8 protein-coding genes are annotated in these 19826 nt (G+C 73.6%); 5 read left to right on the top strand and 3 right to left on the bottom strand.

Annotated features, from left to right (window positions below; translation table 11 throughout):
• Window positions 1–162 precede the first annotated feature (162 nt).
• The 5 genes from PSQ21_RS02385 (at window position 163) to PSQ21_RS02365 (ending at window position 5097) form a co-directional block, all read left to right on the top strand.
• Window positions 163–2472 carry an ATP-binding protein gene (locus PSQ21_RS02385; protein ID WP_274028732.1) on the top strand — a complete coding sequence of 770 codons (2310 nt, stop codon included), beginning with the start codon at window positions 163–165 and terminating at the stop codon, window positions 2470–2472.
• A gap of 253 nt (window positions 2473–2725) precedes the next feature.
• The gene (locus PSQ21_RS02380; RefSeq protein ID WP_274035615.1) at window positions 2726–3250 is read left to right on the top strand and encodes a nucleotidyltransferase domain-containing protein; all 525 of its coding nucleotides are present in this window, start codon (window positions 2726–2728) and stop codon (window positions 3248–3250) included.
• A gap of 48 nt (window positions 3251–3298) precedes the next feature.
• A complete protein-coding gene (locus PSQ21_RS02375) occupies window positions 3299–3760 on the top strand; it encodes a hypothetical protein (protein WP_274028731.1) in 462 nt (153 codons plus the stop codon).
• 192 nt (window positions 3761–3952) lie between these two features.
• Window positions 3953–4357, top strand: a complete 405-nt coding sequence (locus tag PSQ21_RS02370) for an FKBP-type peptidyl-prolyl cis-trans isomerase (RefSeq protein WP_274028730.1) — start codon at window positions 3953–3955, stop codon at window positions 4355–4357.
• A gap of 185 nt (window positions 4358–4542) precedes the next feature.
• Entirely contained in the window at window positions 4543–5097 is a 555-nt protein-coding gene (locus PSQ21_RS02365) for a M23 family metallopeptidase (RefSeq protein WP_274028729.1), read from the top strand.
• A 114-nt stretch (window positions 5098–5211) separates the two neighbouring features.
• On the opposite strand, the gene PSQ21_RS02360 is transcribed toward PSQ21_RS02365, so the two are convergent.
• The 3 genes from PSQ21_RS02360 to PSQ21_RS02350 all read right to left on the bottom strand — a co-directional run bounded on the left by PSQ21_RS02360 (window position 5212) and on the right by PSQ21_RS02350 (window position 19820).
• A complete protein-coding gene (locus PSQ21_RS02360; protein WP_274028728.1) occupies window positions 5212–11922 on the bottom strand; it encodes a beta-ketoacyl synthase N-terminal-like domain-containing protein in 6711 nt (2236 codons plus the stop codon).
• A gap of 129 nt (window positions 11923–12051) precedes the next feature.
• Window positions 12052–18180 carry a type I polyketide synthase gene (locus PSQ21_RS02355; RefSeq protein WP_274028727.1) on the bottom strand — a complete coding sequence of 2043 codons (6129 nt, stop codon included), beginning with the start codon at window positions 18178–18180 and terminating at the stop codon, window positions 12052–12054.
• A gap of 56 nt (window positions 18181–18236) precedes the next feature.
• On the bottom strand, window positions 18237–19820 hold the full coding sequence (locus PSQ21_RS02350) for a PfaD family polyunsaturated fatty acid/polyketide biosynthesis protein (RefSeq protein WP_274028726.1): 1584 nt from the start codon (window positions 19818–19820) through the stop codon (window positions 18237–18239).
• Between the last annotated feature and the right edge of the window lie 6 nt (window positions 19821–19826).

Raw genomic sequence — 19826 nt, 5'->3', positions numbered from 1 at the left:
TGCCCACGCCATACGTGAGAGGCGGTGGGGCCTTGCGCTCATTCCACACCTGGGCCGCCCACTGCCACCAGGCAGAACAACCCGCAAAAGTAGGCTCCGCGCTACTTTTGCAGAAAGCTCAACTCCGGACCGTCGCGTGTGCGGTCACGAGGAGGCCAGATCATGACCAGTACGTCCGACGACTTCGGAAAGCTCCTGCGCACGCTGCGGCTGCGCGCAGCTCTAAGCCAGGAGCGGCTCGCTCACGCAGCGGGGGTGAGTGTGCGGACGCTGGCCTACCTGGAGAGCGGCCACACCACGGGGCCGCAGTGCCGTACCGTCCACGCCCTGGCCCGGGCCTTGGGACTGAACCCTGACGAAACCCTGTCCTTCGAGGCAGCCGCCGCCCCCGGCCGGCTCCGGCCCGGGTCGGCCACCGGCCCGGCCGCGCCCGGGATCCTCTCCCTGCCGCGGAACACCGGCGACTTCACCGCCCGCCGCGACGCCCTCGCCACCCTCGCTGCCCTGGCCGACTCCGCACCGTCCACCGGGGCCTCCGTGGCCGTTGTCTCGGGCACGGCCGGTCTTGGGAAGACGGCGTTTGCCGTCCATGCCGCGCATCGCCTTGCCCCTCGGTATCCCGACGGGCAGTACTGGCTCGACCTGCGCGGTATGGAAGCCGAGCCCGTCCGCCCGGGCGAAGCACTGGTGAGGCTGTTGACCGCGCTCGGAGTGTCCGGGCGGTCCCTGCCTCGTGGGGTGGACGACCGTGCCGGGCTGTTACGGAGTCTCGCTGCGGCCCGACGTCTCCTCCTCGTGCTCGACAACGCCGCCGATGAGTCCCAGGTTCGGCCCCTGCTCCCCGGATCCGGGACTTCGTTGACGCTCATCACCAGCAGGAGCAGCCTTGCCGGTCTGGAAGCCGTGCACCGGGTCGATTTGCCATTGCTGCGCCGTGAGGAAGCGGTAGAACTCCTCACTCGTATCGTCGGCCCGGGCCGGGTTGCACGCGAGGCCCAGGCCGCCCGAGACCTGACCGACCGGTGCGGTCGTCTGCCCCTGGCCCTGCGGATAGTAGGCCAGCGCCTCGCCACCCGCACCCAGGACTCCCTCGCCAAAATTGCCGCCCAGCTCGACCGTGAGGAGCGACGGCTCGACCTGCTGCAGGCGGGGGATCTGAAGGTCCGGGCCTCCTTCACCCTGTCCTATCAACAGCTCGCCCCCGTCTCCCGATTGCTGCTACGGCGCTGCGCGCTCGCAGCAGGCTGCGATGTGAGCCCCGAGAGCGCCGCCCTCCTCACCGGCATCCCGCTCCGTGACGCCGAGTTCCGCCTGGACGAACTCTGCGACCGCGGGCTTCTCCAGCCCCAACCCGACGCTCAGCGCTACCGCTTCCATGACCTCCTGAAGATCTTCGCCACCGAACAGCTGACCGCTGAGGACGACGCGGCGACCCGCGAAGCCGCCCTGGACCGCACCGCCCGCTGGATGCTGTCCCGAGCCACCGCCGCTGCCCTCCATTTCGACGCCGAACGGCACAGCACACCGGCCGGCGACCCCGACCCCGCCACCGCCCCGGTCGGCCGCGACCGGGCCCGAGCCTGGCTGGAAGCCGAACGGGAGCAGTGGCTCGCCTCCCTCCACCACGCTCGCGCCACCGGCCGGCACCGGCTGGTCGTCGACACCGCTGCGGCGATGCACTGGTTCTCCGACCTGACCCAGCACTGGGCTCAGTGGGTCGACGTCTTTCAGTACGCCGTTGATGCCGCGCGTGCCCTGGGCAGCCGGCGTGAGGAGGCGACTCACCTCAACTACCTCGCCTGGGCCCACAGCATCTGCGCTCACAGTCCTCCGGCTGCTCTGGAAGCCGCTGACGCCGCTCTTGTCGCTGCCCGTGCCTGCGGCGACCTGCTTCAGACCGGCTGGGCCCTGGGGTACGGGGCCGGGGCTCTGCGCCGCCTGGGCCGCACCGACGAAGCCATCAGCCGCCTGCACGCATCTCTCGCCTGCCACCGCGACAACCTCACTATTCAGGGGAGACTCGCCGAGATGAGCACCCTCAACGCCCTCGGTGAAACCCTCTGCCACAACGGCCGAGCCGAGGAAGCGCTCGTACACCACCTGAACGTTCTGGAGATCTGCCGTCTGGATCACCCGGGTCTTTCTCCTGAGTTGCTCGCTGCCTACCAGGCCATGGCCCTGTCACACCTTGGTAACGCCTACGCCGCGCTCGGCCGCTGGCAAGAAGCCGAACCTCCTCTGCAACAAGCGCTGACCGCCTTTCAACAGACGGGCTCTCCGGCACGCAGCGGCCCCGTCCAACTCGAACTCGGACGCGTCCTGCGCCACCTCAACCGCACAGAAGAAGCCCACACAGCCCTGACGGCCGCCCTCCACACCCTCACCACGCACCACCACCCCCTCCAGACCGAAGCCAGCGCCCAACTCACCGCCCTCAAACACATACCGACCGCCGAACCGGGCCCCCACTAAGGGCTGTCCCGCAATTCCCGGTGGATAAGCGCGCGGCGTCAGATGCGGTGCATCGCAAGGCGGAGGGACGTCCGCATACTGGATGTATGTGGACGTTCCGACAACGCGGCGAGGTGCCGTAGCTGTCGTCGCGCGCCCGCCGGGAATTGCGGGACAGCCCTTAGTGCTGCATCGGACAACGTTCGCCCGCTCTGTGGCGGACAAATGATGTGCTGGGCAAAGCGGTTGCCGCGTAACCTGCCTGGCTGTGGATATGGGACGTGCTGATCGGCAGCTCCGCCTGATCGCTGAGGCCGTGGAGGTCGCTGGGGCTCTTGGGGTCGCGGTGTGGCTTCGCGGTGGATGGGCCATGGATTTCTTCCTCGGCAAGATCACGCGAGACCACGAAGACGTCGACTGGTTCGCTTGGACGGACGATGCAGGGGTCCTGGCGGAAGGCTTGCTGCGGCACGGCTGTCAACCGGTCCCAGGGCCGCCGCCTGAGCTGCAGCTCGATTTCGCCAAGGACGGTCTGGACAACAGCTTTACGCTCCTGGACCGGGATACGGCCGGCCGTGTGGTGGTTGCCGGGGGCCCCTGGGCCGGTGCGCCCTGGCCTGAGGGAATGCTCGATGCCGGGCCAGGCCGTATCGGTGGTCTGCAATGTGCGATCGTCAGTCCGCAGGCCCAGATCGAAATCAAACGGATGATGCCCATCTGGGACCCCTCCCGACCTCGACGGACCAAGGACGCCGAGGACATCGCCCGGCTGGAGGCGGCCCTCCGCACACGCGGCTAGCGGCCTGAGTGAGGTTCTTGGGCGTCGACCGTCCGTTACCGCCGGGCCGTGGCAGAACGAGTACGCGTACGTGAGATCGATGACGACGAGGGGCGGCGGCTGCTGCGGATCATCCGCAGGGGCACCGGGGAAGCTGTCCTCGCTGTTCGCGACCGTGCCGAACTGACCAGTGTCACACCGGTCGAGCTCCTTGCCCAGTGTCTGAACCTGGCTCTCCTCGCGATCACGTTCGGGGCGTTGGCCCTCGGTATCGGCGCTGCCGTGGGACGGCGCGCTGTGGTTCTCGTGGTCGCCGCTGTCGTGGGAGTCCTCGCCTGCACGGCCCATACCTTCGCCGCCCAGCTCGGTGCCGAGTGGCTCGTCCACCTTTCCCCGTTCCATTACTACATCGGGGGCCAGCCGCTGAGGAACGGTTTCCAAGGGGGCGACATGGCCGTGCTGGCCGTCACCTCGCTCGTCTGCGTCGGGGCGGGACTCCTCCGCTTCACCAACCGCGACGTGAACAGCTGACCGCCGCCCGCCGGGGTGTGGTCCGGCTGTCGCTCCGGTACGCCCCCCGGGGGGGCGAGAGCGCTGTTCCGCGGGCCCGGGTGCGCCTCGGGGCAGGGGCTTTGCCGATACGGTGATCGCCTGCCGCATGGAGGGGCCATGCGTCCGGCCGGTCCCGTGCGAGGGATCCCGGTGGCGAGCGAGGGGACCGTGATGAGTGAACTGGCGAAGCCCGGGGTCGAGGTTCCGAAGGGTGCCGCGCCCACCGAGCTGACGATCCGGGACCTCGTGGTCGGGGATGGGCCCGAGGCGCGGCCGGGCCGGGTCGTCCAGGTTCACTATGTGGGGGTCACGTTCGCGTCCGGCAGGGAGTTCGACTCCTCCTGGGAGCAGGGCCGGCCGTTCAAGTTCGCCGTGGGCGGTGGCAGGGTCATCAAGGGCTGGGACCGGGGGGTGAGGGGGATGAAGGCCGGCGGCCGTCGCGAGATCATCGTTCCCCCGCGTCTTGGCTACGGCAAGCAGTCTCCCTCTCCGTTGATCCCGGCGGACTCGACGCTGATCTTCGTCGTGGACCTGCTCACGGTCGTGGGCGGGCCGCCGGGGCGAGGCCCGGCCTGACCGCATGGGCCCGAACGCGGCGCTCGGGGATGCCTGTCCCTCCGGTCGTGTCCGGTGGGCCCTTGGCAGGGACCTGACATAGGTCCCGAGGCCCTTGTCCGCCCGGTGGCCGACGCCTGATCCTTGCACTCCCGCGCCCCGACGGGACGCGGAGACCGGGTACTCGGGAACGTGAACGGAGTCGCATGAGCGGGATGAAGACAGTTCTGCGCCGCACGGCGGTGGGGGCGAGCGCGCTGCTCGCGGCGGTGGGCATCACCATGACGGGGGCGTCCCCGGCCGCGGCGGCGGACTACTACTACGAACTGCCCTACCCGGCGGGGGAGGCCTACACCGTGACCCAGGGGCCGGAGGGCACGTACTCCCATACCGGCCCCTACAACGAGTACGCGTGGGACTTCGGGCTTCCCGCCGACTACGAGGTATCCGCAGCGCAGGCAGGCACCATCGTCTTCTCGAACTGGTCGCCGTACTGGCAGAACGGCATCGAGGTGATCATCCGGCACTCGAACGGCCAGTGCACCCACTACGCGCACCTGAACCGGTCGTTCTACGAGCCGGGCGACTGGGTCCCGCAGGGCCGGATCGTCGGCTGGTCGGGCAGCACGGGCGCTTCCACCGGCCCGCACCTGCACTTCCAGGTGATCGACTGCAACAGCCGTGTGGGCCTGCCCGCCACCATCCAGGGCTGGACGCCCTCCACGGGGACGCGCCCTGTCAGCGTGAACCACTACGCCTGACCGGGCGGACCGTCCACCGTCCTGGCCCGCCCCTGGGGCCAGGACGGTGGACGAGGCCCGGATGTCGACCGGCAGTCCGCCGTTCCCGGCCCCGGTCGACCGCCCGCCGATCCGTCACGCCACGGGCGCCCCTCCCGGCACCACGCGCATGCCCAGCCCCCGCACCCGGTAGATGCACCGGTCGTCACCCCACAGCGACGCGTCCGCCACGGCGTAGGGCCCCCGGGCGTCCGTCCCGCTCTCCACGATGTCCATGTCCACCCGGATCAGCCGGTTGGCCGGCGTGATCTGGCCGCGGTACGTCCAGGACGCCTCGCGGCCGGGCAGCACCGGTTCGAACCTGGGGCTGACGAGCCCGGCGCCCGCACCCTGCTCCAGCAGGTGGTACTGGAGCAGCTGGCACATGGCCTCGATCCCCAACGAACCCGGCTGCACGGGGTCCTGGAAGAAGTGGGCCCGGAAGAACCAGGCGTCCGGCCGGACGTCCTTCTCCGACCGCAGCCGGCCGAGTCCCGCGCTTCCGCCGTCCGGCCAGTGGCCCGTGATCCGGTCCAGCATCAGCAGCATCTCTCCCGGCAGGCGCGGTTCGCCGCCGCAGTACCGGGCGGGACGGGTGGTCAGATCGACCACTCGACCACCGGGTTCGTCGAGACGGGCACGGTCGTCGGCCGAAGCCGCCAGGCCCTGCTGGTCGTCGAAGGCCGACCGGGGGAAGTAGCCGAAGACCGTGGAGAGGGCGAAGAGAGGCGTGTCGTCGGCCGTGCACGTCACCCGGAACGACTCGATGATCATGTCCCCGCTGCGCGAGACGCGGGTCAGTTCGGCCCTGGTGCGGACGGTACGCGTCGCCGGGGTGACCTCGCCGGTGACCGTTCCCGAACCGTCGAGATTGCGGAACAGCAGGTCCGTCTCGCTGGTCGTCGCGCTGCCGACGTACGAGGCCAGCCACCCGCAGGGCTGCAGCGCCGTCTCCATGAGGACGGCGAACGGCATGACGTGGCCGTCGTTCTGCTCGAAATACCACGCCCGGTCCGGCACGTCGTACTCGGCGACGACGACGCTGCCCTCCCGCATCCCGCCCTGCGGACCGTCCACCGACACGATCCGGCTCATGAAGTGGTACGGCGGCCCGGGAAGCCGCGCCACCCTGCGGGTGCCGTCGAAGGGCTCGTACATGGCGCCGAACGCCTCGCTCGGCCTGCCCCAGGCGCACGCCAGCAGCGAGGCCCGGTCAAAGGCGAACCCGTCGGCCGCCACAGCCACGGGCCGCTCCTCCCGGTGCCCGGCCAGTCCGCCGAGACGCGGTAGCGGCACCGGGGCCGCGTCGGTCTGGACGGTGGGCGGGCCCGAGTGCCGCCAGTGCGACAGCGGCCAGTCGGGGACCAGCCGGAGGGCCATGTCGGTGCCCAGGAACGCTTTCGCCCCGTCCACCGAGCCGAGGACGTCGGCGTGGAGCGTCGGCACCGGCCCGGCCGAGACACCGCGTACGAACACCTCGTAGACGACCCTCCGGTTCTCCGGGGTCGCCTGACCACGGCACATGGCCCTCGAAGGGTGCTCGTCGACCGTCTCGAAGCGCCACCCGTCCCGGTCGACGGTGAAGCCCAGGGCGGTCAGGTGGAACGCCATCGCCTGGAGACCGCCCTGCAGCATCAGAGTGCCCGGCATGCAGGGGTCGTTCTTGAAGTGGCCGGTGAAGAACCAGTCGTCCGGGGACAACGAGGTCTCGGCCCGCAGATATCCCCGGCCCCACGGCCCGCCGGCCGGGTCGAACGCGGTGACCTCGTCCAGCAGTCGCAGCCGCTCCGTGTCGAGCACGGGCGGCCGGACGTGAGCCGCCGTCACCTCCCAGCCGGGCCCGAAGCAGTCGGCGGGCCGCCCACGCGTCAGGGCCCGCACCCGGTCCGCGTCGAAACGGGTCCGCTCGCAGCGCACGGCCGGCGGATCGAACGGCAGCTCGTCCCCGGGAGCGCGGCCGGCGGGATCCCAGCGCACGCCACCGCCGCCGGCGAGCTCCTCCGGGGTGAAGAACCCGGCCTGCCCCTCGCGGACACTGAGCCGCAACTCCCCGTCCACATAGCAGTCGTAGTGGAAGAAGGCCAGCCGGACCCCGTCCGCCTCCGCGTGACCGTCCAGGTGGATCTCGAAGCGCAGGGTGTCGCCGGGGCGCGGCGGGCCGCCGTGGAACGTCACCTCACAGCCGAGCAGCCGGTAGGCGCGCTCGCCCCGGTTCAGCAGGTCGACACCCAGCCAGCTGAGCAGGAGCAGGTCGGCCTGGCCCGCCTCGATCAGCACGCCGGCCGGCATCCGCCCCGTCGCGTCCAGGTACCAGCTGTCGTGCAGGACGTCGGTCTCCGTCCAGATCCTCCCGTCCGTGCGGACCGGGCCCGGCAGGACGAGCGCTGCGGGCACCGCGTCGATGCCGGTGACCCGGTCCGCGAGCAGCATGGGCGGCCCGGGCATCCGGGTCTGTACCGCGTAGCCGTCCTGCTCCGCGAAGAGCGGACCGAACAACGTGGAGATCGTGCCGGAGGCGAGGTGCTCCAGCTGGGCCCGGTCGAACGTCGGCCCCGGCCCCGGAGCCTGCCCCGGCTTCGGCTCCGGAGCCCGTGCGGGCGCCGGTCCCGTGGGGGGCGGGGGCAGCGCCCGTACGCGAACGGGACCGGGCTGTCCGGGAGCGGGAGCGGGAGTGGGAGTGGGAACGGGTACGCGAACGGGGCCGGGCCGCCCGGCCTCCGCAGCGCCCGCGGCGGTCAGCGCCCTGACGGCGAGCGCGGACACACGCAGGAACCGCTGGTGGGTTTCGGCGTGCGCGGCCATGACCTCCCGGTGCAGCGCGCCGACCCGCAGACTCTGCCGGGCGGCCACGCCCCCGGCCCCTGCCGCCCCCGGCTCACGGCTGTCGTCGGCAGGCGACCGGGGCCGCTGTCCCGGCGCGGCGGAGCAGGGCACGGCGAGGGCGGCCGGGGCGGAGAGGCGCCCGGATTCCTCGTACGCCGGGGCGACCGCACGGCCGGGGTCCCGGCCCGGCGGGAGGGGGGAACCGAGGCCGCTCTCCGGTACCGGGGCGAGTTCCGGAGCCCGGGGCAGTACGGTCACGGCGCGCTCCAGTGGGGGCAGGCACGGAGTGGGCGGTACGGGAACGGTGACGGTGGGGCCGGGGCGCGGAAGGCCGGTCGCGGCCCCGGCGAGCCGGGCGAGCAACGCGTCGGCCCGCACCGGCACTCCGGCGACGACGAGTTCGCCCACCGCCAGGCACAGGTGCCGCAGACCCGTGTCGCCCGGGGTGTCCAGCGCGACGGCCACATGCTCCCGGTCGCCGAGCACCCGTTTGATCCAGCCGGTGCACAGCCTCCGCGGCCCGTGCTCCACGAAGACCCGGACACCGTCCGCCCACGCCTGTTCGATCGTGGCGGCGAAGTCGATCGTGCCGAGCCCCTGGGCGGTGAGCGCCTCGGCGGCCAGCTCGGACGTCGGCCGGTACGCCCGGCCGGAGGCCCCGCTGTAGAAGCGAACGCCCGGCACCTCGACCGTGGGACGGCGGTGGGCCTCGTGCCACACCTCCCGGACCTCCGCCAACTCCGGTGCGTGGGCGGCCATGTCGTAGTCCAGCTCGATCGCCCGGTCGACGCCGATCCTCGCCGCGACGGCCGCGCACGCCCGGGACTCGCCGCCGATGACGCAGACCCCGGGCGCGTTCACCGCCATCAGGTGGACCGCCCGCTCCCCGGCGAGCTCCGCGCGAACCGCCTCCAGGGGTGCGGCGATCAGGTAGCTCGACCACCGGTCGCCACGGATGCCCCGCTGCCGCCAGTAGCGCCGGACCGCCCGCAGCTCGCCCGTGAGTTCCGTGGTGAACAGCCCGCTGTCCCGGGTCGCTTCATACAGCCCCGAGGCGTCCGGCCAGGCGCCCAGGGCGACCAGCGCCGTCGACTCGCCCGAGGAGTACCCGATCGCGGCGTCCGGCCGCAACCCGAGTACCTCGCGACTGAACACGGTGTGGAATACGGCCAGTTCGGCGACGGCCCAGATCTGGCCGAGCACCCCGGGATCGGAACTCGACCGCAGCCGTGCCCCGATCGCCCGATGCTCCCCCCGGACCCTCTCACCCAGCGACGGCAACGCGAGGGCCAGCTCATGGCCCATCCCCGGGTACGCGGCCGAGCCGTTCGTGTACACGAAGGCGGTCTGCCCGACGACCGGCCCGTCCCGGTACGACACGTCGGCCGGGCGGGCCCCGCCCTCCGTCAGCCAGCGGCGGGCCGCTCGCACACGGTCCGCGCACGTGGTGTCGCCGCCGTCCACGAGTGCCAGCCGGGCCGGACCGGCCGAGGACTCCGTACCGGCCTCCAGCGCTGCCAGCACCTCCCGGCGGTCGGCCCCGGAGAAGACGTGCAGGCGCGGGGCGGGGCCCCGCAGCCACGGCCGGGCGTCCCCCGCGCGCAGCCGTACGCCGACGGCCGGCCCCTCCAGCGGCGTGACCACGGCCCGCGCGGTGTGGGCGACGGCCGCGGTGTCCGCGGGCCCGTCCGCGCGGGGCACCGCGCGGTGCTGGAGCGAGAGTGCCGCGACCGCGACGGAGACCAGCCCGGACGCGGCATGAGCACGCCCGAAGGCGGTCGCCGGATCGAAGGCCGCGCCGGGGACGTCGCCGATGACCATGTCGGGTTCGTCGACAGCCTCTTCGTCCAGCAGGGCGACGACGGGGTCGCCGTCCCTCCGGGCGGCTTCCAGCGACTTGAGGACCAGGACGACGGCTGCGTCCCCGGCCTCGGCCTGCCGGCCCAGCTCCCGCAGGGCGGCCCGGTGGACAGCTTCGCAGGACAGGTCGGTGGCGCCGACGAGGGCGGCGTCCGCCTCCCCCGAACGGATGGCCCGGGCCGCGATCTCCAGCGCCACCGGCCCGGACGCCTCCTCCGCGGACACCGTGAACCCGGGCCCCGCCAGATCCAGTTGAGTGCTGATGCGGTTCGCCGCGAGGTTCGGCATGCTGCCCACCACGCCCTCCGCGGTCATGGGCCCGGTGAACGCGTCCCGGGCGAGATCCGCCGACGCCGCGGTGACCGGCGTCCGTGACTGCTCCAGCCAGTGCGGAATCCGCCAGCGCGCGCCCGCGCGGGCCACCTCGGGGTCCACTCCGGTACCGATGACCACCATGGTCCGCTCCCGGGGCAGGCTCACCGTCCGGGCGGCCTCCCGCGCGGCCTCCAGCACCAGGAGCTGATGCCGTACGGTCCGCTCCAGGGCCAGCGGCGGAAAGCACAGGTCCGTCAGCTCCACGGCGATCCCCGCGACGGGGCCACGCCGTTCGCCGCCCAGCACCGCCCGGCGGAAGTCCTCCAGCGACGTCCCCTCACCGACCCGGGCGCCGACGGCGACGATCGCCACCGGTGTCCGGTCGCCCGGCGCGTCGAGCGCCGGGCCCGGGTCCGGGGCGGCCGGTGAGGCGTGCCGGGTGGCGGTCCGTGTGCCGATCGTCGGCCGGGACCCGGCGGGCGGGGGAGCGCACTCCGGGGCGTCGACGATCAGATGGGCGTTGGTCCCGCCGAAACCGAAGGCGCTGACCGCCGCCCTGCGAGGTCCCCCCCACTCCTCCGACGCGGTCAGTACCCGCAGCGGCGTGTCCGCCAGTACGTCCAGCGGTCGCCCGACGCCGAGCGTCGCCGGGCGCACCCCCGCCCGCATCGCACCGAGCACCTTCAGCAGCCCCGCCACACCCGCGGAGGCCAGCAGATGCCCGATGTTCGACTTCGCCGAACCGATGGGAACGTCGTCGCCGGCCCCGAAGACCCGGGCCATGGAGCGCGCCTCCACCGCGTCCCCGACCGGCGTCCCCGTGGCGTGGCACTCGATGAGCGACACCGACTCGGGGGCGACGCCCGCCCGCTCGTACGCCAGGCGCACGGCCCGTACCTGGCCCTCCTCCGACGGGCTGATCAGCCCGGAACCGCGCCCGTCGTTGGACAGCCCCACACCGCGGATCACACCGAGCACGGGCAGCCCGGCGGAGCGGGCGTCGGACAGCCGCGTCAGGGCGACGAACCCGGCGCCCTCACCGTGCACCAGCCCGTCCGCGTCCCGGTGGAAGGGCCGGCTGCGCCCCGTGCGGCTCGTCGCGGACAGCCCGCAGAACCCCACGTGCAGGTAGAGGGGATCGGGGCGGCTGACCGCACCGGCCACCATCAGATCCGCCGTGCCGTCGTGCAGCCGGTCGCACGCCAGCTTGATCGCGTACAACGAGGACGCGCAGGCGGCGTCGAGGGACCAGGCCCCCGCCCCGAGCCCGAGCGCGCGGGCCGCGAGCCGGGCGGGCAGCCCGGAGGAGAAGCGGTTGCGGGCGTCGGGCCGGATCCGGCGCTCGCCCCTCAGCAGCGCGTCACGGAGCGGCGGGCGCTGCGCGGACAGCCATACGTGTTCGGCGAAGGCCGCTCCGGTGGGCGTGGGGTACGACAGGTTCCCCAGCACCAGACCTCCCCGCGGCAGCGGGCCCGTGCGGCCGGCCTCGGCGAGCGCCTGCCGCACCCCGTACAGGATCCAGTGGAAGAGCGGGTCCAGCGATGCGATCCGCTCCGGGGCGAGGTGGAAGCCGGCCGGGTCGAAGACGGACTCGAACCCGTGGACGTAACCGCCGACATCGGTCCAGGTGCGGTCGAGGTGGTCCTCCACCGAACCCATGGCCCAGCGGCGCGGCAGCCGCCACCGGCCCTCGGGGGCGGGCGACAGGCTCGTACGGCCGGCGGCGATGTTCTCCCAGAACGTGTCCGGGTCCAGCGCGCCGGGCAGCACACAGCCCCGGCCGACGACGGCGATCGGTTCGAAACGCATACGGGACTCACTTCACGGCGGGGCGGGGCGCGGTGGACCGGGACCAGGAGAGGCGGTGTCGGGCGGGGCTGGGCCAGGGGGGCCAGGGGGGCCAGGAAGGGGGGCCGGGAACGGCGGGGTGGGGTGGGGTCAGGACGGGCGGAGGACGAGCTCGACACCGATCAGCTCCACCAGGACCGTCCCGTCGGCGTCGATCAGCGCCGCGTCGCAGCGCGCCCCGGTGTCGTGCGCCTTCCGGCCCCGCACCACACAGCGCACAGCGCCGTCCACCGGACCGCGCCGGTACACCGAGCACTCGGCGACGGCCATCGGCAACGTCGCCGCCCCGAGCACCTTCTCGCCCCAGAGCAGGGCGAGTTGGAGTGCCCCGTCCACGGCCGCCGGATCGAGCGGCCCCTGCCCGTCCGCCCAGCCCAGGGCCCGCAGGCCCGCGACGGTCGCCTCCGCCCCGTGCTCCGACACCCCGCGCACCGCGCGCAGGGCATGGAACCGGGGGCCGTGGAACAGGACCTCCCCGTCGTAGGGCGTGGCCCGGTCGAGAGGCTTCAGGCCGTCCGGGGTGTCCCACGTGGCCGCGTCCGGCTCCCCGGCCCCGGTGTCCAGCACGGCGCGGAAGTGCGCCGGGCCGTCCTCGTCCCGCAGCTCCACCTCCAGACCCGACGGCGAACCGGGCGCGCCCCGGCTGCCGAGCACGGTGAGCCGGTGGCCCAGGGCGCCCAGTTCCGGCAGGACAAGCTTCCTGTACACCCGCAGATCACGCAGGGCGAGCTTCCCGGCGGCCGGCAGCCAGGCCGTCGCCGCGCCCGCGAACCAGTTCAGAACCAGCGCCACGGGCAGCACCGGAACACCGGCGGGCGCGTGGTCGGCCAGCTGCGGCAGGGTGTCCGAGCGGACCAGCACCTGTGCGCGACAGCGGTCACCTGCCGGGGCCGGGTCGGCCGGACCGGCCCCGGCCGCCAGAACCACGCGGGCCTCACCGGCGACGCCGTCCACCTCGGCCGTGAAGGCCGCGGCACCCTCCGCCAGGGGGATGAGAGGGACCCCGGACCGGCCGAAGTGCGCGGCCAGGGCCGGGGTGACCATGCCGCCCTGCCAGGGCCCCCAGGCCACACAGCGGACCAGGCAGCCGGGCCGGCGGGCCTGCTCGGCCGACGCGACCTGGTGGAGGACCTCATTGGCCATCGCGTAGTCGCTCTGTCCCGGATTGCCGAACACGGCGGCCACCGACGAGAACAGGATCACCGTGTCCAGGGGGTCGTCCGCCGTCGCCGCCAGCAGCGCCCGCAGACCGTCCACCTTCGTGGCCATGACCAACTCCGCCTGCTCGTCGGTCTTGTCGGCGATCCGCTTGTCGGCCAGCACCCCCGCGCCGTGGACGATGCCGGTGACCGGCCCCCACGCGTCGCGCACGTCGTGCAGGGCCGACGCGAGGGCGTCAGCGTCGCGGACGTCCACCCGGACGTACCGGGCGGGCGATCCGGCGGACTCCAACCCCGCCAGTGTCGCCCGCACTTCGCGTGCGGCCAGGATCTCCCGGGCCCGCTCCGCGATCCGGGCGGGCGAGGAGTCCGCCGCGTCCGGGGCCCGCTCCGCGAGCAGCCGGGTGAGCGCCGGTTCGTCGGTGGCCGACGCCAGTCCGGCGGGCTCGGCGGCGAGTTCCGTCCTCCCGAGCAGCACGATCCGCGGACCGTGGGCCCTGGCCAGATCGAGCAGGGCCGCGGCGGTCACCCCGCGGGCCCCGCCGGTGGCCACGATCACGGAAGCCCCGGAGATCCGCGGGGTGCCGCCGGGCCCGGCCGGCTCGGGCACCATCCGCAGGAGGGCGCGGGCGCCGTCCGCGCGGAGACCGACCTCCATGTCGGCTCCGCCGTCGAGCAGTTCCCCGACAATCGCTTCGGCGACCTCCTCGTCTTCCCGGCCGCCCCGCTCGCAGTCGATGACCTTGACCGAGGAGGCCGGCCACTCCTTCGCCGCGGTCCTGGCCAGACCGGCGACCCCGCCCAGCCACGCACGGCCGGGCGCGTGACCTCCGAGCCCGAAGTCGCCCCCCGTGTCCTGGACGGTCACGAACAGCCCGCCGCCCCCGGCCGCCCGTGGCGCCACCGCGCGTGCCGCGCGGAGCGCCGACCGGTGGATCTCGCGTGCCTCGTCGGGCGTGCCGCTCGCGGTGAGTCCGCCGAGGTGGACGACCCCGCGGGCGCCCTCGGATACGTCCGCCGCGGCGGTGGCGTCCACGCCCCGCTCCGTCAGCTTCCGGGCCACCAGGCCGACGATCGAGCACCCGTCCGGGCCCTCACCGGTCACCACGACGGGCCCGTCCAGCAGTCCCGCCGTGGTCAGCCCGGACGCCGGCGACTCCACCAGGCGCGGCACCAGCCGCGTCAGCGGCGTACGCCCGTCGGCCTTGTCGGCTTCGTCGGCCCCGTCGTCCGGGGAGGGCGGTGCCGGCGGCGCGGGCGCCTCGCGGACGTCGGGGGCCTCGTCGGCCGTGGTCCGCCCGGCCCGGGCGGTCTGCCCCGAGGGCTCGGGAGGCCGGGGGTCGCCGGTGAGCGTCTCGACGATCTCGCGCAGCGTACGGAGCTTGCCGAGCTGCCCCGGGTCCCCCGCCGCCACGTCACCCACCTGTCGGCGCACCGCCGACAGGATCTCGACGCGCTTGATGGAGTCGATGCCCAGGTCCGCCTCCAGCTCCATGTCCATGGTGAGCATGGCGGTGGGATAGCCGGTGAGGCGGGCCACCACCGACAGGAGCAACTCCTCCAGTTCCGAAGGCGACAGGGACACCGCGTCGGCCACGGCGGCGTCGTCCGTGGATGTGTCGTCCACCGGAGCGGCAGCCGTTTTCGGTGCGGGCGAAGGTGTCGCCGGGGGCGCGGAGGTGGCAGGCGCGGGTGCGGGGTTCGCTGCCGGGACAGTGGTCGCGACCGGTGCCGGCGGTGTCACGGGCGCGGGTGTGTGCCGCGGTGACGAGGAGCGGGGGAGCGGCAGCGGGGTCGCGGCAGCCGATACGTCCACGGCCTCGGGCTCAGGCCCGTTCGGCACTCCGAGCATCGCGGCCAGCGTCGTCTCCGTCATCCGCAGAAAGGCCAGATGGCTGTCCGTCATGAGGCGTTGGCAGACCGCGTGGGTCTCCGCCGTCTGCCGTTGGACGCTCTCGACGGCGGCGAGCCAGTCGCCGTCGGCAGCGGCCCCGCCTCCGGCGTCGTCAGCGGCGGCGGTCCCGTGGGCGGGAGGCCGGGGGGCGTGGAAGGGGGAGGGGGTGTGCGCGGGCATGAGGACCGCCGGGGTGTCGGACGCGGACATGGACGTGGACGTGGACGTTGGTGCTGGTGCTGGTGCTGGTGCTGGTGCTGGTGCTGGTGCTGGTGCGGGTGCGGGTGCGGGTGAGGGCGGCGGTCGGTGCCGGAGCTCGTGCGCCGGAGCGGGCGGCAGCTCGGCGGACGCTGCGTGCTGCGGCGACTGACCGTGGTTGGCGCCGCTGATCTTCACGGTCATACGTGGCTCGCGTTCCTTCGACGGGGCCCCGGGCGAGGCGTACGGTGCCCAGAGCGGGGCGAGATCGAGGGGGACACCGCGCACGGCGAGTTCGCCGAGCGCGGTGTGCAGGGTGTCGGCACCGGACCGGCCCTGCCGGTCCAGGGGCACGGCCGCGTGCTCGCGATCACCGAGGATCTGCCGGACCAGCCCGCTCAGCGTGGCACCCGCGCCGACTTCGACGAAGGTGCGCACCCCCGCCGCGTACATCGCCTCGATCTGGTCCTGGAAGAGGACCGGGGAGGCGGGATGACCGGCGATCCGGCGGCGCACCTCATCGGGGGACGAGGGGTACGGCGCCGCGTCCGCGTTGCCGTAGACCTCGATCCGGGGCTCCGCGAGCGGCACCGTGCGCAGGTACGCGGCGAGCGGCTCGACGGCCGGGGCGACCAGCGGGCTGTGGAAGGCGGTCGTCGTGGCCAGCCGGCGGGTGCCGACGCCCTCGGCCGAGAACGCCTTCTCGGCGCGTGCGACGGCCTCCACCGATCCCGAAAGCACCACTTGGCCGGGGGAGTTGTGGTTGGCCGGCCAGAGGTCGCCGAATCCGCCGCCGGCCAGTACCCCGGCCACGTGTCCGCGGTCCGAGGCCACCGCCAGCATCGCGCCGGGGGCGTCCGCCGTGTCCCGCATCAGCTCGCCGCGGCGGCGTGCCAGACGCACCAGCGACTCCGCGTCCAGCACACCCGCGCACGTCAGCGCCACGAGCTCGCCGAAGCTGTGGCCCGCCACGCAGTCCGGCCGCAGCCCCAGCCCCCGTACCACCTCCAGCAGGGCCAGCGCGTGCACCGCCAGCGCGGGCTGCGCCCACTCGGTGGCGTCCAGCAGGGTCCGGCGTGCGGCGCGTTCCGCGTCGGTGAACGCGGGCGGCGGGAAGACGACCCGGTGCAGGGGCCGCCCGTCGAAACGGGTGCCGCCCAGCCGGTCCCACACTCCTTGGGCGGCCGGCGCCAGCATCGCGAGACCGGCCCCCATCCCGACGTACTGGGACCCCTGTCCCGGGAACAGGAAGCCGATACGGCCGGGCGCGGCCTCCCCGTACGCGTACCGGACACCGGTGGGCGTCGAGAACGCCGCGTCGGGGCGCTGCCGGATCAGCGCGCGTGCCTGCGCGCACTTCTCCCGCAGGTCCTCGGTGTCGGTGGCGACGACAGCCAGCCGCACCCGGGCGGAGTGGGCGAAAGCTGCCTGGCTCTCCCGTGCCAGCTCGGCCAGCGGACGGTCGTCGTCGGTCCGGGGCACCATCAGGTCCGACGGGGAGTCGCCGCCGAACAGGACGAGTTCGCTCGGCGCCGTGCGGTGTCGCAGGGCCGGGCGTCCCGGGCCGCCCGATGGCGTGTACTCCTCCAGCGTGGCATGGAAGTTGCTGCCGCCGAAACCGAAGCTCGACACCGCCGCCCGCCGCGGATGGCCGGCCGGCCGGACCCACGGGCGGGTCTCGGTGTTCACGTAGAACGGGCCGTCCGGCGCGGCGGCCGCCGGATTCGGCCGCTCCACCTTGACCGTCGGCGGCAGCACCTTGTGGTGCAGGGCCATGACCGCCTTGAGCAGGCCCGCCGCGCCCGCCGCGCACTTGGTGTGACCGATCTGCGACTTGACCGAACCGATCGCGCACCACTGCCCGTCCGGGCGCCCCGACGCACCGAACACCGCGCTCAGAGCCGCCAGTTCGGCGGCATCCCCGGCCTTCGTGCCGGTCCCGTGCGCCTCGACCAGCTCCACGGTCTCCGGCCCGTAACCGGCCCCCTCGTACGCGCGTCGCAGGGCCCGTTCCTGGCCCTCGGGCAGCGGGGCGTAGATCGCCGTGCTCCTGCCGTCGGACGAGGTGCCGACGGACCGGATCACCGCGTGGATCCGATCGCCGTCACGCTCCGCGTCGGCCAACCGCTTCAGCGCGTACATGACGACCGCCTCGCCGAGCATGGTGCCGTCCGCCGCGGCCGAGAACGGCCGGCAGTCGCCCGTGGGGGACAGCGCGGGCGTCTTGGAGAAGCACAGGAACATGCCGATGTCGTTCCCGGTGTCCACGCCACCGCTGATCACCAGGTCGGCCCGGCCCAGCGACAGTTCACCGACGGCCGTCGACAGAGCCGCGAGCGAGCTGGCACAGGCGGCGTCGGTGGTGTGGTTGACGCCGTGCAGATCGAACCGGTTGGCGATCCGGCCCGCGACGACGTTGCCGAGCAGCCCGGGGAAGGTCGATTCGCGCCACGGCTCGAAGCGGGCCGCGATGCGGTCGCACACGGCGTGCGCCTCGGTCTCGCCGAGCCCGCTCTCCCGCAGCCCCGCGAGCCATGCGGGGCGGTGGGCCCGCCCGTACATGTGCGGAAGGAGTTCGAGAGCCGCCGCGCCGAGGACGACGCCGGTCCGGTCCCGGTCCACCGCGGCCGGACCGCCGGCGTCCGTCAGCACCTGGTCGGCGACCATCAGGGCGAGCAGCTGGGAGGTGTCCGTCGCCGGCAGATTGGCGGGGGGCACCCCGTAGGCCATCGGGTCGAAGTCGACCTCGGGAAGGAAGGCGCCCCGGCGGGCGTACGTCTTGTCGGCGGCGGCCGGATCCGGGTCGTAGTGGTCCTCCACGCGCCAGCGGGTGGCGGGCACCTCGGTGATCAGGTCGCGGCCGCCGGTCACGATCCGCCAGTAGCCGGCCGCGTCCGTGGCGCCCGGCACCAGAGCGCCCACGCCGACCACGGCGATCGGGAGCTGACGGGGGGTGGGATCGGACACGCTCTCTCCTCGGGGTCGAACGGTCGGTACCGACGCACCGGTGGCGCCGAGGCCGCTCATGCCAGCTCGCGGGGCGCGTAGGTGAACGCCTCGGCCGGCAAGGGGACTCCGTACGTGCGCAGTTGATGGGCGCGAGTGAGCACGGCGGCCCCCTCCAGCAGGTTGAGGCCGATCTGCACCACCGAACGCTGCGCCGGTTCGGCCAGGAACGAGCCTGCCACCCACCGGTTGAACGCGCCCATCGCCGGTCCGCACCAGATCTGGAAGTCGGCCCGCCGCGCTCCCTCCCCGGTGATCGCCCACCGGCTGGAACTGCCCAGATACCAGCGGAAGACCAGGGCCATACGGTGTTTCGGGTCGGCCTCCGCGCGGGCGATCTCCCCGGGATCGCGCTGCTCCCAGAACGCGCGCGTCCGCCGCCAGATCTCATCGAACGGGGCGCGCAGCACGTCGCGTTCGATGGCGGAGCGCAGCGCGGACGGGATCTCCTCCAGCGACCCGTGGGCCCGGTACGCCGCGTGGAGCCGGCCCGCCCGCTGAGCGAACATCGTGCCCCGGGAGAGCACTTGAAGCTTCACGCCCAGCTCGAACATGTCGGCCGCGGGCGCCATGGCCACATCGGAGACGTCCGCGTCGCAGAGCATCGCCTTGGCCTCGTCGGACAGGCCCGCCTCGACGGCCGTCTGGTTCACCGACCCGACGACCACGTAGGAGGCGCCGAGGGCGAATGCGGCGGCCACCGCGTCCGGTGTGCCGAGACCGCCGGCCGCGCCGAGCCGGACCGGCCGGCGGTAGCCGAACTTCCGGCACACCGCGTCACGCAGGGCGGCGATCCGCGGCAGCAGGACCGACAACGGCCGGTTGTCGGTGTGTCCGCCGCTGTCCGCCTCCACGGTGATGTCCTCGGCCACCGGCACCAGGGCCGCCAGAGCCGCCTCCTGGCGGGTCAGCTTCCCCTGGGCGACGAGGGAGTCCAGCAGCGCGGGCGGCGCGGGGGAGAGGAACCTCTCGGCCACCTCGGGCCGGGAGACCTTCGCCAGCAGGCGCGTACGCCGGACGACGTCGCCGTCCGGGGCCCGGCGCAGACCGTGCGCCGAGCACAGGACGACCGCCGGGGTCAGCTCCATGAACGCCGACGCCGAGATGCGGGGAACACCGTGGCGCAGCAGAAGCTCGGCGACGCGTGTCTCCAGCTCCGGTTCGGCCGGTGAGTGGATGAGATTGACGCCCCAGTTCGAGAGGGACCCCAGCTCCTGCGCCAGGGTGTGCACGGCCCGCTCCACCTCGGTGTAGGCCAGACCGCCCGCGCCGAAGAAGCCGAGCATCTCCGCCCGGGCCGTCGCGGAGACCATCCGGGCGGTCGCGATGCCGTTCGCCATCTCCCCCGCGACATAGGGGAAACGGATGCCGTGCGCCTCGCAGAACGTGCGACCGCCGAGCCATTCGGGGTACAGCGGGGGCAGCGTGCCGAGCACCGGACAGGCGGGTGCGGCGCCGGTCGCGATCCCCCGCTCCCGGCCGTCCGGCCCGCTGACGACATGCACGGGCTCCCGGATCCGGCGGACATGGGCCGTGATCCCCTCGGGCGAGAAGGCCGGCGGGGACGCGGAAGGGGGGCCGGGAGCGGCGAGGACGGACACGGGAAG

Origin of the sequence: Streptomyces sp. MMBL 11-1 (assembly GCF_028622875.1) — a bacterium.
In the GTDB taxonomy this organism is placed as follows: Bacteria; Actinomycetota; Actinomycetes; order Streptomycetales; family Streptomycetaceae; genus Streptomyces.
The sequence above is the reverse complement of the archived record's forward strand: the minus strand, read 5'-3'. Positions and strand labels throughout refer to the sequence as shown.

Excerpts from the sequence above, each read along its gene's own strand:
- PSQ21_RS02385 (WP_274028732.1), top strand. The coding sequence starts at position 163 with ATGACCAGTACGTCCGACGACTTCGGAAAGCTCCTGCGCACGCTGCGG.
- PSQ21_RS02380 (WP_274035615.1), top strand. The coding sequence starts at position 2,726 with ATGGGACGTGCTGATCGGCAGCTCCGCCTGATCGCTGAGGCCGTGGAG.
- PSQ21_RS02370 (WP_274028730.1), top strand. The coding sequence starts at position 3,953 with ATGAGTGAACTGGCGAAGCCCGGGGTCGAGGTTCCGAAGGGTGCCGCG.
- PSQ21_RS02365 (WP_274028729.1), top strand. The coding sequence starts at position 4,543 with ATGAGCGGGATGAAGACAGTTCTGCGCCGCACGGCGGTGGGGGCGAGC.
- PSQ21_RS02360 (WP_274028728.1), bottom strand. The coding sequence starts at position 11,922 with ATGCGTTTCGAACCGATCGCCGTCGTCGGCCGGGGCTGTGTGCTGCCC.